Source organism: Streptomyces rugosispiralis (assembly GCF_024505145.1).
Lineage (GTDB): Bacteria > Actinomycetota > Actinomycetes > Streptomycetales > Streptomycetaceae > Streptomyces > Streptomyces rugosispiralis.
In genome coordinates this window covers 649,986-663,016 of the sequence record NZ_JANIAA010000001.1, presented here as the reverse complement: position 1 = coordinate 663,016, position 13,031 = coordinate 649,986, and the positions used below count along the sequence as shown (strand labels likewise).

11 protein-coding genes are annotated in these 13,031 nt (G+C 72.0%); 4 read left to right on the top strand and 7 right to left on the bottom strand.

Features of this window, described 5'->3' with window-relative positions; all coding sequences use genetic code 11:
* Positions 1–37: 37 nt before the first annotated feature.
* Positions 38–1,273 (top strand): cytochrome P450, encoded by a 1,236-nt coding sequence (locus NP777_RS02985; RefSeq protein ID WP_256648412.1) that lies wholly within the window; start codon positions 38–40, stop codon positions 1,271–1,273.
* On the opposite strand, the gene NP777_RS02980 is transcribed toward NP777_RS02985, so the two are convergent.
* Genes NP777_RS02980 through NP777_RS02970 form a run of 3 tightly spaced genes read right to left on the bottom strand, consistent with a single transcriptional unit; the run spans position 1,240 to position 3,647 of the window.
* On the bottom strand, positions 1,240–1,542 hold the full coding sequence (locus tag NP777_RS02980) for a non-oxidative hydroxyarylic acid decarboxylases subunit D (RefSeq protein ID WP_256648411.1): 303 nt from the start codon (positions 1,540–1,542) through the stop codon (positions 1,240–1,242). The genes NP777_RS02985 and NP777_RS02980 overlap by 34 nt on opposite strands.
* Positions 1,543–1,597: 55 nt before the next feature.
* A complete protein-coding gene (locus tag NP777_RS02975) occupies positions 1,598–3,022 on the bottom strand; it encodes a non-oxidative hydroxyarylic acid decarboxylases subunit C (protein ID WP_256648410.1) in 1,425 nt (474 codons plus the stop codon).
* 31 nt (positions 3,023–3,053) lie between these two features.
* Positions 3,054–3,647: a non-oxidative hydroxyarylic acid decarboxylases subunit B gene (locus NP777_RS02970; RefSeq protein ID WP_308404993.1), complete on the bottom strand. Its 594-nt coding sequence runs from the start codon at positions 3,645–3,647 to the stop codon at positions 3,054–3,056.
* Positions 3,648–3,798: 151 nt separating this feature from the next.
* On the opposite strand from NP777_RS02970, the gene NP777_RS02965 reads away from it, so the two are divergent.
* A complete protein-coding gene (locus NP777_RS02965) occupies positions 3,799–4,689 on the top strand; it encodes a helix-turn-helix transcriptional regulator (RefSeq protein ID WP_256648408.1) in 891 nt (296 codons plus the stop codon).
* Between the two features lie 94 nt (positions 4,690–4,783).
* Here the strand turns inward: NP777_RS02965 and NP777_RS02960 are convergent, their stop codons facing one another.
* Positions 4,784–6,844 (bottom strand): phosphocholine-specific phospholipase C, encoded by a 2,061-nt coding sequence (locus tag NP777_RS02960; protein WP_256648407.1) that lies wholly within the window; start codon positions 6,842–6,844, stop codon positions 4,784–4,786.
* Between the two features lie 392 nt (positions 6,845–7,236).
* Here NP777_RS02960 and NP777_RS02955 point away from each other — a divergent pair, with 392 nt between their 5' ends.
* Positions 7,237–8,043, top strand: coding sequence for a SigB/SigF/SigG family RNA polymerase sigma factor (locus NP777_RS02955; protein ID WP_256648406.1), 807 nt, complete (start codon positions 7,237–7,239; stop codon positions 8,041–8,043).
* 81 nt (positions 8,044–8,124) lie between these two features.
* Positions 8,125–9,237, top strand: a complete 1,113-nt coding sequence (locus NP777_RS02950; RefSeq protein ID WP_256648405.1) for a CapA family protein — start codon at positions 8,125–8,127, stop codon at positions 9,235–9,237.
* Positions 9,238–9,296: 59 nt separating this feature from the next.
* Here NP777_RS02950 and NP777_RS02945 read toward each other — a convergent pair whose 3' ends face one another.
* Genes NP777_RS02945 through mptB form a run of 3 tightly spaced genes read right to left on the bottom strand, consistent with a single transcriptional unit; the run spans position 9,297 to position 13,030 of the window.
* Positions 9,297–10,304, bottom strand: coding sequence for a lysylphosphatidylglycerol synthase transmembrane domain-containing protein (locus tag NP777_RS02945; RefSeq protein ID WP_256648404.1), 1,008 nt, complete (start codon positions 10,302–10,304; stop codon positions 9,297–9,299).
* 21 nt (positions 10,305–10,325) lie between these two features.
* Positions 10,326–11,543, bottom strand: a complete 1,218-nt coding sequence (locus tag NP777_RS02940) for a glycosyltransferase 87 family protein (RefSeq protein WP_256648403.1) — start codon at positions 11,541–11,543, stop codon at positions 10,326–10,328.
* Positions 11,540–13,030 (bottom strand): polyprenol phosphomannose-dependent alpha 1,6 mannosyltransferase MptB, encoded by a 1,491-nt coding sequence (gene mptB / locus NP777_RS02935; protein WP_256648402.1) that lies wholly within the window; start codon positions 13,028–13,030, stop codon positions 11,540–11,542. Before mptB ends, NP777_RS02940 begins: the two co-directional genes overlap by 4 nt.
* Position 13,031 lies beyond the last annotated feature (1 nt).

Here is a 13,031-nt window from a genome sequence, read left to right as displayed (position 1 = left end):
CGGGGACCCACTCCCGACCGACCCTCGGAGGAAGACCATGACCACCTCGCCCGTGGCCGACGACGCGTCGGCCGAGATCCCCGCCTTCCCGCAGCCGCGCGCCGCGGTCTGCCCCTTCGACCCGTCCCCGGAACTGCGCGGGCTGGCGAGCCGGGGCCCGCTGACCCGGGTCCGGTCCTGGAACGACAGCACCCCCTGGGTGGTGACCGGCCACGCCGAGCAGAAGACCCTGCTCTCCGACCCCCGGCTGAGCGCCGACTTCTCCCATCCCGGCTTCCCGAGCCCCGTTCCCCACACCGGCGGCGAACGGCAGTCCACCGACCTGAGCTTCGTCGGCATGGACGATCCGGAGCACGCCCGGCTGCGCCGCATGGTCAGCGGCGCCTTCACCATCAAGCGGGTCGAGGCGATGCGCCCGGTCGTGCGGGAGATGGTGGACGACTTCATCCCCCGCATGCTGGCCGGGCCCAAACCGGCCGACCTGGTGCAGGCACTCGCGCTGCCGCTTCCGTCGCTGGTGATCGCCGAGCTGCTGGGCGTCCCGTACGAGGACCATGAGTTCTTCCAGACCAACAGCAAGGTCCTCGTGTCCGCCGTGGCCACGCCCGAGGAGCGGGCCGCCGCGCACACCAACCTGTACGGATATCTGGACCAGTTGGTGGGGGAGAAGCTCGCCCGGCCCGGTGAGGATCTGCTCTCCGGGCTCGCCCGGCAGATCACGGCCGGCGAGCTGACCCGCCGGGAGGCCGCGGCGATGGGGGTGTTGCTGCTGCTCGGCGGCCATGAGACCACGGCCAACATGATCACCATGGGGACGCTGCTGCTGCTCCAGCACCCCGAACAGCTCGCCCGCGTCCGCGAGGCCGACGACCCCAAGGTGATCGTCTCCGCGGTGGAGGAACTCCTGCGTTACCTCAGCGTCGTCCACCTCGGACGCCGCCGGACGGCCCTGGAGGACATCGAGATCGAGGGCCGGACCATCCGGGCCGGTGAGGGGGTGATCCTCCTCGGCGAACTGGCCAACCGGGACCCGGCCGTCTTCCCGGACCCGGACCGGCTGGACATCGGCCGGGACGCCCGCCACCACCAGGCGTTCGGCGCGGGCACCCACCACTGCCTCGGCCAGCCGCTGGCCCGGATGGAGCTCCAGGTGGTCTACCCCGCCCTGTTCCGCCGCGTCCCCACCCTGCGGATGGCGGCGGACCTGGCGGACATCCCCTTCAAGTACGACGCGGTGATCTACGGGGTGTACGAACTCCCCGTCACCTGGTAGCCGTTCCGGCCTCGGGCCTTGAGCAGCGGCGGAACGGCCGGGACCTCCGGCGCGGTGCCGATGTCCTCGGGCGTCAGCATGAACTCCTCGGGGTAGGCGTCGCGCCGGGTGCGCCGTGCGGGCTCGCTGGTGCGCCACATGTACAGGCACCGCGCGCACTGGAGCACCTCCCAGACGCCGGGGACGGGGGAGCCGGTGATGTGCTCGATCGTCTCGTGGGCACAGCGCGGGCACAGGGCGGCCGGGCACGGGGGAGTGGTGTCGGACATTCGAAGTCCTTCCGTGAGGTGAGGTGGGATAGGGCGGCGGGGTGGGGTGGGGTGGTCAGCCCGCGGCGGCGAGCTGCCGCAGCCGGGCCAGCCACCCGGCCGTCTCGGGCAGATCGCGCACCTGGGTGCCGTAGGTGCCGCGGTTGTCGGGGGCGACGGGGGTGGTGGCGTCGATGATGAGCTTGTCGGTGATACCGGGCGTGATCGCCTGCGGGGCCAGCTCCAGCACCGACAGATTGGGGATCCGCACCAGATCGCCCGCCGGGTTCATCTTCGTGGACAGCGCCCACATCACCTGGGGGAGGTCGAACGGGTCGACGTCCTCGTCCACCACGATCACGGTGGCGGCGTAACCGAGGCCGTGCGGCGTGGTCAGCACCCGCATGCCGACGGCCTTGGCGAAGCCGCCGTAGCGCTTCTTGGTGGAGACGATGACCACCAGCCCGTGGGTGTACATCGCGTTGACCGCCTGGACCTCGGGGAAGTCGCGGCGCAGTTGCTTGTACAGCGGCACACAGGTGTTGGCGGCGATCAGATAGTCCACCTCGGTCCACGGCATGCCGAGGTAGAGGTGCTCGAAGATCGGGGCCGAGCGGTGGGAAATCCGGTCGATGCGGATGACCGGCATGTTCCGGCCGCCGGAGTAGTGGCCGGTGAACTCGCCGAACGGCCCCTCGATCTCCCGCTTGCGGCCCTCGATGACACCCTCGACGACCACCTCGCTGCCCCACGGCACGGGCAGTCCGGTGAGCGGGGCCCGGGAGATCGGGGCGGGGGCGCCGCGCAACGCGCCGGCCAGCTCGTACTCGTTCTGCTCGTACTCCATGGGGGTGGAGGCCACGATGGAGATCACCGGCTCGTTGCCGAGCGCGATGGCCACGGGCAGGTCCTCGCCCCGCTCCTCGGCGGTGTGCAGATGCTGGGCGATGTCATGCATCGGCACCGGCTGGATGGCGAGTGTGCGCCTGCCCTTGACCTCGATGCGGTAGATGCCGACGTTCTGCTTGCCGCTGTGCTCGGGGTCGGCCGGGTCCTTGGAGATCACGGCCGCCTTGTCGATGTAGAAGCCGCCGTCGCCGTCGTTGAGCCGGATCAGCGGGAGCACCCGGAAGATGTCGGCGTCCTCGCCCTCCAGGGTGTTCTCCGCCCAGACCGGGTTCTCGCGCCATTCGGGGGCCACCGGGAAGGCGTCCCAGCGGCGGATGAACTCCTCCACCTGTTCCTTGGTGCCGGTCTCCTTGGGCAGGCCGAGCGCGAGCGCGTGATTGGCCCATGAGCCGTGCACATTGAGCGCGATCCGCGCGTCGGTGAAGCCCTTGACGCGGTCGAAGTACAGGGCGGGGGCGTGGCCCCCCAGGCGCGGGGCGGCGTTCGCGGCGGCGGCGATGTCCGGCTCCGGCATCACCTCGTCCTCGATGTGCAGCAGTTGCCCCTCCTTCCGGAGGGCGTCGAGGAAACCGCGGAAGTCGTCGTAGACCATGGAAACTCCAAGTGGGGGAGGGGTGGGGGAATCAGGCGGCGGTCGGCTTCGGGCCGCGGGCGGCGCGCATGCCCTCCCACCGCCTGGCGGCGGGCGCGGGCAGGTCGAACTGGTCGAGGAGGCGGGCCGTGAGGTGGTCGACGATGTCGTCCACCGACTGGGGGTGGTTGTAGAAGGCGGGCATGGGCGGGACCATCCGCACGCCCATCCGGGAGAGCGCCAGCATGTTCTCGAGGTGGATCTCGCTGAGCGGGGTCTCCCTCGGTACGAGGACGAGCCGGCGCCGCTCCTTGAGGACGACGTCCGCGGCGCGGCCCACCAGTCCGTCGGCGTATCCGGCGCGGATCCCGGCGAGGGTCTTCATCGAGCACGGCGCGATGATCATGCCGTCGGTGCGGAAGGAGCCGGAGGAGATGGTGGCGCCCTGGTCCTCGGGGGAGTGGGTCACATCGGCGAGTCCGGCCACCTCACGGGCGGACCGGCCGGTCTCCAGCTCGATCGTGGTGCGCGCCCAGCGGCTGAGCACCAGATGGGTCTCCACCTCCGGCAGCTCGGCCAGCGTCTCCAGCAGCCGGACGCCGAACACGGCACCCGTTGCTCCTGTCATGCCCACGATCAATCGCACGTCGGCGCGCTCCCTCGGCTGCTTCGGATGGAATGTTCTCGGTGGAAGGGGAAGCGGTGATCATGGGGACTCTTTCGGTCACCCGTTCACCACAACGCACTCCACGCTAGATGCGGACCAGCACACACCAGCCGTACACTGAAGACGCGCTATGGACAGAAACGGACACCGTGATGTCACCGAGGTTCCGTTCCGGCCCTCCGTGGGAGCCCCGCCGGGAGCGGCCGTCCTGGACTTCCCCGGACTCGCCGCCCGCGCCCGGAGCCATGGCCTCGATGTCCACGCCCCGATGCGGCTCGCCTTCCACCAGCTGATCACCGTGCGCTCCGGGACGCTGCGCTGCTCGGTGGACTTCACCGAGCACGAGCTGACCGAGGGCGGCTGGATGTGGGTGCGCCCCGGGCAGATCCACCAGTTCCGGTCCGCCCTCGGCGCGGCGGACGGCGCCGCCGTGCTCTTCCCGCCCGGCTATCTCGGCGCCGCCACGGCGGCGGTCGCCCGGCTGGACCGGCCCGCGTCGCGGTCCCCGCTGGTGGTGCCCGAGGGCGCCGACGCCGAGGCCGTGCGTGGCGTCCTGGACCTGCTGGAGAGCGAGTACCGGACGGTGGCCGGGCCGCTGGAGGCGCATGTCGAGGTGGTGCGCCACCTCGTCGCCGTCCTCGTGCTGCGGCTGGCCCATCTGCCCGGCGCCCGGAGCGGGGACACGGCGGGCAGCGAGGCGTTCCGCCGCTTCCAGCAGGCCGTGGAGCGCGACTACACCCGCACCCACCGGGTCGAGGACTACGCGGACCGGCTGGGCTACAGCGTCCGCACGCTGACCCGGGCCACCCGCGCCGCCGTCGGATGCGGCGCCAAGCGGTTCATCGACGACCGGGTGCTGCTCGAGGCCAAGCGGCTGCTGGTGCACACCGATCTGTCCGCCACGGCCATCGGCGAGCGGCTCGGCTTCCCGGACGCCACCGTCTTCACCAAGTTCTTCCGGCGGCGCTCGGGCGAGACCCCGGCCGGGTTCCGCGTCCGCGCCTCGGGCGCCCGGCGCTGACGGCCCGAGCGCCACATGTGAGGCGGGGGAACGCGCCGCGCGCCCGCCCGGCGGGGAGCCGGACGGGCGCGCGACGAGAGGCGGTGGCGGAGGCTCAGTCCGCCGAGAGCGCGGGGTCGCTCATCCCCGCCCGGCCGGTCTCCACATGCCCGGTCAGCCGGCGCAGATAGCCGCTGTCGTGGTCGGAGGCCACCGACAGGTCGTACCACTGGTGGCTGCGCCCGGTCCGCGCGGTGTGCACCACCCGCGCGCCCGGCCGGAGCCGGTAGTTCGCCGGCTTCTCCTTGTGGTAGCCGTCCGTGACGGTGAGCCGCACCGTCGCGTCGCCCCGGTTGACGAGGGTCAGCTTGACCTCCCCGGTGGCCCGGTCGTGACGGGCGGTCACCTCGGGGCCCTCACTCGCGGCGTGGCCGGTGAAGTGGCGCAGGAAACCGGCCGGACCGTGCACCTGGAGGTCATAGGCGCCGTTGTCCGCCGAGGAGCGCTGCCAGCTGCCGGACAGCCGCTTGCCCGCCTCGACGGTGTAGCCCCACGGCCCGCCCTGATGGCTCGCGGAGGTCACGTGGAAGTGCGCGGCGGTGCCCTTGCCGTGGTGGACGAAGTCGACCCGCAGAGCGCCGTCGGCGCCGGTCGTGGCGTCGGCCGACAGGTCGTACGGCAGCGGCCTGGCCGGGCGCAGCCCGGACTCCTGCCGGGGCAGCGAGGGGTTCGCCGGGAGCGCCGGCACGTAGTCCGGGTGCCGGTCGTTGTCCTTGGGCCGGTAGCCGCTGGTGTCCGGCAGGGCGGGGACCTTCACATCGGTCCGGGAGAAGTCGAAGGCCTCGGTCAGGTCGCCGCACACCGCCCGCCGCCACGGCGAGATGTTCGGCTCCTCGACCCCGAAGCGCCGCTCCATGAGCCGGATGACCGAGGTGTGGTCCAGCGTCTGCGAGCACACCCAGCCGCCCTTGCTCCACGGCGACACCACCAGCATCGGCACCCGCTGCCCCAGCCCGTACGGGCCCGCGGGCTGCGAGGATGAACCGGCGTACAGCTCCCCGGTGGTGTCCACGGTCGAGGCGCCCCGCTTGGCGGCGGGCGCGTACGGCGGCACCACGTGGTCGAAGAAGCCGTCGTTCTCGTCGTAGGTGATGAGCAGCGCGGTCTTGCTCCACACCTCGGGGTTGGAGGTGAGCGCGTCCAGCACCTGGGCGATGTACCAGGCGCCGTAGTTGGCCGGCCAGTTGGGGTGCTCGGTGAAGGCTTCGGGCGCCGCGATCCAGGAGATCTGCGGCAGCTTCCCGGCCTTCACATCGGCCCGCAGCACGTCGAAGAAGCCGTCGCCGTGCTTGGCGTCGGTACCGGTGCGGGCCTTGTCGTACAGCGGGTCGCCGGGCTTGGCATCGCGGTACTGGTTGAAGTACAGCAGCGAGTTGTCGCCGTAGTTGCCGCGGTAGGCGTCGTCGATCCAGCCCCAGCCGCCCTTGGCGTCGAGCCCGTCGCCGATGTCCTGGTAGATCTTCCAGGAGATCCCGGCCTTCTCCAGGCGCTCGGGGTACGTGGTCCAGCCGTAGCCGGCCTCCGCGTTGTCCAGCACCGGGCCGCCGCCCTTGCCGTCGTTCCCGGTGTAACCGGACCACAGGTAGTAGCGGTTGGGGTCCGTGGAGCCGATGAACGAGCAGTGGTAGGCGTCGCAGATGGTGAAGGCGTCGGCCAGCGCGTAGTGGAACGGAATGTCCTCGCGGGTCAGATACGCCATGGTGGTGGCCGACTTCGAGGGCACCCACTTGTCGTACGCGCCGTCGTTGAACGCCACATGGCCGTCACCCCAGCCGTGCGGCAGGTCCTGGAGGAACTGCAGCCCGAGGTCGTTCACCTCGGGGCGGAACGGCAGGACCTCCTTGGAGCCGTCGGACTGGTGCCACACCGGCTTGCCGTTGGGCAGCCGCACCGGCCGCGGATCGCCGAATCCCCGTACCCCGCGCAGGGAGCCGAAGTAGTGGTCGAAGGAGCGGTTCTCCTGCATCAGCACGACGATGTGCTCGATGTCGCGCAGGCTTCCGGTCCGGCGGTTCGCCGGGATCTCCGCGGCGCGGGCGATGCTGGCGGAGAGGAGGGACATGGCCGTGCCGGTGCCGGCAAGTTGCATGAATCTTCGACGGTCTATGGAGGTCATGGCGCTCCGGTCTCCTGTGGCGTTCGAAGGGAAGCGGGGGAACCGGTGCAGTCTCGTCCGCCAAGGCGGTACGGACAACGGCACATAGGCGAAACGGCGGGAAAGCCTCCGTAAATCTTGATCGTGGGCCGAATCCTTGTCGCTCCCCTCCCACATGCCCATACGGGTCACGCAGCGGGCCGATGTGACGCACGACGCACCGGACGGACCGCCATCCGTGGAGATGAACTCCGTTTCGCCACGCCGAGGACGGGCACGCGGACAGTGTGCTTCGGACCGGAGGCACGCCAGGGGAGCAGCCCGGCTGCGGAAGGCGTGTTCACGGTCGCCCGAGTTGTCCGGATTGCCAGAACCTGTGGTGACACTGATGACAGCACAAGGGAGACCGGCCCATGACGTCCGCACGAGCACACCCCCGAACACACCCCAAGCACGCACACGACGACGCCCCCGACACCTCCGCCGACTTCCGCCGGATCGCCGATCTGCCGGACGGTCAGGAGAAGGAGATCCTGCGGCAGGATGTCGTCCGGGCCTGGATGCCGATGGCCGAGCGCATCGCCTCGCAGTTCCGCAACCGCGGTGAAAGCTCCGAGGATCTGCGGCAGGTGGCCATGGTCGGCCTGGTCAAGGCGGTCAAGCGCTATGAGCCGGACCGGGGTTCGGCCTTCGAGAGCTACGCCGTCCCGACCGTGGTCGGGGAGGTCAAGCGGCACTTCCGCGACCATATGTGGGGCCTGCACGTCCCGCGCCGGGTCCAGGAGCTGCGCAACCGGGTCCGCACCGCCATCCAGGAGCTGACCCGTTCACCGGACGACCGTTCGCCCAGCGTCAAGGACATCGCCCGGCACACCGGAATGACCGAGGAGGACGTCCTCGTCGGCATGGAGGCGCTGGACAGCTTCCGCACGCTGTCGCTGGACGCCGCGCTGCGTGGTGCGGACGACGGCTACGCGCTGGTGGACACCCTCGGCTCGACCGAGTCCTCCTACGAGCGGGTGGTCCAGCGCGAATCCCTCAAGCCGTGCCTGCGCAGGCTTCCCGCGCGCGAGCGGGAGATCCTCTACCTGCGGTTCTTCTGCGACGAGACCCAGAGCCGGATCGCCGATCGGCTCGGCATCTCCCAGATGCATGTCTCCCGGCTCATCAACCGCACCTGCGCCCGCCTGGGGCAGGAGGTCGGCGCCCGTGCCGCGTGACGCCCACGCCCCCGGCGGCCGCCCCCGCGGGTCCCGGCCCGGCCACGGCCGCTCATGGCGACGCACGCCTATCGTTGAGGTATGCACGACACGGCGGTGACGCTGTTCCTCTGCGGCGATGTGATGCTCGCCCGCGGGGTCGACCAGATCCTGCCGCATCCGGGCGATCCGGAGCTCCACGAGCCCTACATCCGCGACTCCCGGGCCTATGTCGAGCTGGCGGAGCAGGCGAACGGCCCGATCCCGCGCCCGGTGGACTTCTCCTGGCCCTGGGGCGACGCCCTGGCGGTGCTGGACGAGGAGGCGCCCGAGGTGCGGGTGCTCAACCTGGAGACGAGCGTCACCCGCAGTGATGAGTTCGCCCCGGGGAAGGACGTCCACTACCGGATGAGCCCGGACAACCTCCCCTGTCTGACCGCGGTCCGGCCGGATGTCTGCGTGCTGGCCAACAACCATGTGCTCGACGGCGGCCGGCGCGGGCTCGACGAGACGCTCGACTCCCTGGCCGCCGCCGGGCTCCGGGTGGCCGGAGCGGGCCATGACGCGGCCGCCGCGCGGCGCCCCGCCGCCGTCCCGGCCGGGGACCGGCGCCGGGTGCTGGTCTTCTCGTTCGGCGCGGCCTCCAGCGGCATCCCGGGCCGGTGGGCCGCGGCCGAGAACCGGTCCGGGGTCGACTTCCTGCCCGAGCTGTCGGACGCCCGCGCGTACGCGATCACCGTCCGCGTACGGCAGCTCAAGCGCCCCGGCGACCTCGCCGTCGCCTCGGTCCACTGGGGCGGCAACTGGGGGTACGGCGTCTCCCCGGACCAGATCCACTTCGCCCACGCCCTGATCGACGGCGGTGTGGACCTCGTCCACGGCCACTCCTCCCACCACCCCCGCCCCCTCGAGGTGTACCGCGGCAAGCTGGTCATCTACGGCTGCGGCGACATGGTCGACGACTACGAGGGCATCGGCGGCTACGAGCGGTACCGCGACGATCTGCGGCTGCTCTACTTCCCCGAGCTGGACCCGGACACCGGTCGCCTGATGAGCCTGCGCATGGTGCCCCTGCGGTCACGGCGGATGCGGCTGGAGCGCACCGGCCACGAGGACGCCGCCTGGCTGGGCGGAACCCTCGACCGGGTCGGGGCCTTCCTCGGCTCGCACATCGACGTCCGGCCCGACGACGTCCTCACCCTGCGCGGGCCCTGACCCGGCCGGGTGCCCCGATCCGCCGGGTACCGATCCGCCGGGTACTCCGATCCGCCAGGTCAGACGATCTTCCAGCGCACCAGCCCGCCCAGCACCAGCGCTCCGGGGATCAGCGGCAGCCACACCGTGATGAAGCGGTACGCCAGCACCGTGGACGTGGCCGACTCGACCGGCGCCCCCGCCGCCACCAGCGCGATGACCAGCGCCGCGTCGACCGAGCCGATACCACCGGGGGCGGGGACGACGGCGGCCACCGCCGTGGCGGCCAGATACGCGAGCATCACATGCGCCGGCCGCACCTCGAGCTCAAGCGCCAGCGCGACCGCCACCAGCCCCGCCGCCTGCAGCAGCGGAAACGCCAGCGAACCACCCCACAGCGCCAGCGCCCTGGACGGCCGCATATGCAGCGAACGGGCGTCGGCCAGCGCGGTGCGCAGGAACGTCACCACGAGCCGGCGCACCGGACGGATCAGCGCCACCCCGGCCACCAGCACCCCGGCCGCCGCCACCACCCCGGTCACCACCATCCCGCTCACCGAGTCCGGGAGCAGCGGGCCCAGCCGCAGCGCCTCGGGGAACGCCATGAGCAGCACCAGCAGCAGCCCCACCCGGGCCGTGGCCTCGGCCAGGAAGTACAGGGCCAGCGCCGCCGAGGAGCGGGCGGGCGGCAGCCCGCAGCCCGTCATGAACCGGATGTTGACCGCGCCGGCACCGATCCCCGACGGCAGCAGATGATTGGCCGCCCCCGCGGCGAACTGGGTGGCGAACAGCCGTCTGGCCGGCAGCCGCTCCAGCACCGTGCCCTGCCGGGCGAACGACACCGCCACCCAGCCGAGGCCGGTCGTCGCCACCGCCGTCAGCAGCCAGTACGGATTGGCGGTGAACATCTGACGGGCACCGGAGCCGATCAGCGACCGGTGCTGGACCACCCAGACACCCACGACGAGCAGCGGCAGCAGACACAGGATCTGGCGCAGCGGCAGCCGCCGGTACAGGGGCCGGCGCTCCGCCCGCTCCGCGGGCCGGTCCAGGGGCTGCTCCGCGGGGCGCGGCATCGCTTCGGGCATCGGTCCGGACACTCCTGTCGGTCATGGGATACGTGCCGGATACGGCTCTTGGCTCAGCATCGTCGCGGAACGCGCACCGCGCAGCGGGAGCGCGATCAGCAGGCCGAGGCAGATCCACACGTAGGTGTTGCTGCCGAGGAAGCCGTCCACCCCGGTGGAGTCGAACCGCCACAGCCACACCACACTGCTGCACAGCAGCACGTACACCAGCGCTCCGACCTGGAGCAGCAGCCTGCGCCGGGCCGGTGGGGCGTCCGGCCGCAGCCCGCTGTCGACCAGCACCGCCAGCGCCGGAATCAGCCACACCAGATGGTGCACCCAGGTGATCGGGCTGATCAGACAGGCCGCCACCCCGGTCAGCGCGAACCCGGCCCGCTCGTCCCCCACGGCCACCGCGCAGCGCACCCGGTGCGCCCAGACGGCCAGCACGGCGAGCACCCCGAGCGCCCACACCATCCCGCTCGGCGGCACCGGATCGACCAGCCGGGCCAGCACCCCTTCCCACGACTGGTTGGAGACGTAGGAGAGCACCCCGATCCGGTCGGTGTCCCACAGCGCCTCGGTCCAGTAGACCCGCGAGGCTCCCGGGGCCACCGCCAGGGCCAGCAGGGTGGCGGCCGCGGCGGTGCCCGTGGCGGTCGCCGCGGCGCGCCACCGCCGGGTGATCAGCAGATAGCCGATGAAGATCGCCGGGGTGAGCTTGATGGCGGCGGCGAGCCCGATACCGCAGCCGGCGAACCGGCCGCGCCCCGTGGACAGCAGCCAGGCGTCGAAGAACACCAGCACCAGCAGCAGCAGATTGACCTGCCCGAAGCTGAAGGTGTCCCGCACCGGCTCCAGCAGGACGAACAGACAGGCCGCCACCACGAAGGCGAACCACTTGTTCCAGCCGTGCCGCTGGACGATCGGCCCGATCAGCCAGATGAGCAGGGTGGCCGAGGCGGCCACGTTGAGCACCATGCTGAGAGTGATCGCGGCCGGCCAGGTGAACAGGGCCATCGGCAGCATGCACAGCGCGGCGAAGGGCGGATAGGTGAAGCCGTAGTCCGCCCCGTCCGCGCCGGGGATGGTGAAGTCGTAGATGCGGCCGTCCCGCACCCAGTGGCCCACGGCGTCGTAGTAGACGTTGAGGTCGAACCAGTGCCGGTGCAGCGGGACGAAGGCCAGGAACAGCGCCACCGCCACGGTGAGGGTGAGCGCCAGCGCCAGCCGGCCGCGCGATGTGGTGGGCCCCGTCATGCCGAACGCTCCGATCGATGGCCGCCGGAAACGGCGGGCAGCGCGTTGCCGGTGGCGAACCCCGGCGCATGCCGTACGCACCACAGCGCGCAGACCGCCAGCGCGCCCCCGCACACGGCGTATGTCAGCTGCCGCGAATCCGGCGCGAACCCGTTGGGCAGCACGGCCAGCGCGAGCACCCCGCTCCCGGCCACCACCGCCTTGCGCACCGTTCCGCCCGGACCGGCCGCCGCGATCACGAACAGCCCCCACAGCACATACCAGGGCCGGATCGCCGGGCCGAGCACGGCCACCGCGATCAGGCTCAGCCCCAGCGCGTACACCGGCCGGGGGCGGGGCCGGCGCAGCCAGGCGACCCCGATGGCCACGGCGGTGGCCAGCAGCCCAAGACCGTGCCACGCGGGCGCGGCCAGCGGGGCCAGACCGCTGCCGACGGCCTCCAGCAGGGCGCCGGTGGCGCGGCCGAGGGTGCTGGTCAGCGCCCAGTTGTCCGGTGAGGCCGGGGTGGTGAGCGCGGAGATCCAGCCGTAGCCGGTGCCGGTCACGGCCGTCGCCACTCCGGTGGCGGCCAGGGACAGCGCGGCGGTGGCCGCCACGGCGCCGACGCGGCGCCTGCGGCCCTCCACCCGGCGCGCCCACAGTGTGGCGACCGCGAGCAGCCCCAGCGCCGCCGGGGCCTTGACCAGGGCGGCGAGCGTGACCAGCACCGCGCCACAGGCCGGCCAACGACCCGTCGCGGCCACCAGTCCGGCCCCGAGCAGCCCAAGCATCACGGCATCATTGTGCGCCCCACCCACCAGATGCAGCAGCAGGAGCGGGTTGAGGCCGCCCAGCCACAGGGCGGCGCTCGGGTCGGTGCCGCAGCGGCGGGCCAGAACGGGCAGCGCGAGCACCATCAGCGCCACCCCGAGCAGCGCGATCAGCCGCAGCCCGATCACCCCGAGCGACGGCTCGGCGCGCGAGGCGTGGGCGATGGCCGATTCGAAGGCCAGCGAGACCGGGCCGTACGGCGTCGGGGTGTGCTGCCACACCGGCGCCACTTCGTCGGCCAGCGGTCCGCCGAGGCGGACGGGGCCGTGGGTGTAGACGTCGATGCGGGCGTGCACCATCGCGCCCTGGGCGAGATAGCTGTACACATCCCGGCTGAACAGCGGCGGTCCGGGCAGCAGGGGAGCCGCCCAGGTGGCGAGCGTGATCAGCAGGGAGCGGGGGCCGGGCGGTTTCGGTCCGCGCACCTCGCGCCCCAGCAGCCACCACGCCGCGATCAGCAGCACCAGCCCGAAGTAGGTGCTGATCAGCCCGAGCGCCTCTCTCCCGGAGTCAGGGGTGAGGGCGTCCCCCACCGGTAGCGCTCCGGCCGTCGCCCCACCCGCTGCCAGGGCCACCGACCCGGCGAGCCCTAGGAGCCGACAGTGACCAGGAGCGACGGCGACACGTTGCGGGAGAAGACGTCGGACCAGCACCCGGCCAGCCTCGCGAGAGCGCATG

Coding starts and splice junctions, on each gene's coding strand:
- NP777_RS02985 (WP_256648412.1), top strand. CDS start 38: ATGACCACCTCGCCCGTGGCCGACGACGCGTCGGCCGAGATCCCCGCC.
- NP777_RS02980 (WP_256648411.1), bottom strand. CDS start 1,542: ATGTCCGACACCACTCCCCCGTGCCCGGCCGCCCTGTGCCCGCGCTGT.
- NP777_RS02975 (WP_256648410.1), bottom strand. CDS start 3,022: ATGGTCTACGACGACTTCCGCGGTTTCCTCGACGCCCTCCGGAAGGAG.
- NP777_RS02965 (WP_256648408.1), top strand. CDS start 3,799: ATGGACAGAAACGGACACCGTGATGTCACCGAGGTTCCGTTCCGGCCC.
- NP777_RS02960 (WP_256648407.1), bottom strand. CDS start 6,844: ATGACCTCCATAGACCGTCGAAGATTCATGCAACTTGCCGGCACCGGC.
- NP777_RS02955 (WP_256648406.1), top strand. CDS start 7,237: ATGACGTCCGCACGAGCACACCCCCGAACACACCCCAAGCACGCACAC.
- NP777_RS02950 (WP_256648405.1), top strand. CDS start 8,125: ATGCACGACACGGCGGTGACGCTGTTCCTCTGCGGCGATGTGATGCTC.
- NP777_RS02945 (WP_256648404.1), bottom strand. CDS start 10,304: ATGCCCGAAGCGATGCCGCGCCCCGCGGAGCAGCCCCTGGACCGGCCC.
- NP777_RS02940 (WP_256648403.1), bottom strand. CDS start 11,543: ATGACGGGGCCCACCACATCGCGCGGCCGGCTGGCGCTGGCGCTCACC.
- mptB (WP_256648402.1), bottom strand. CDS start 13,030: ATGCGCTCTCGCGAGGCTGGCCGGGTGCTGGTCCGACGTCTTCTCCCG.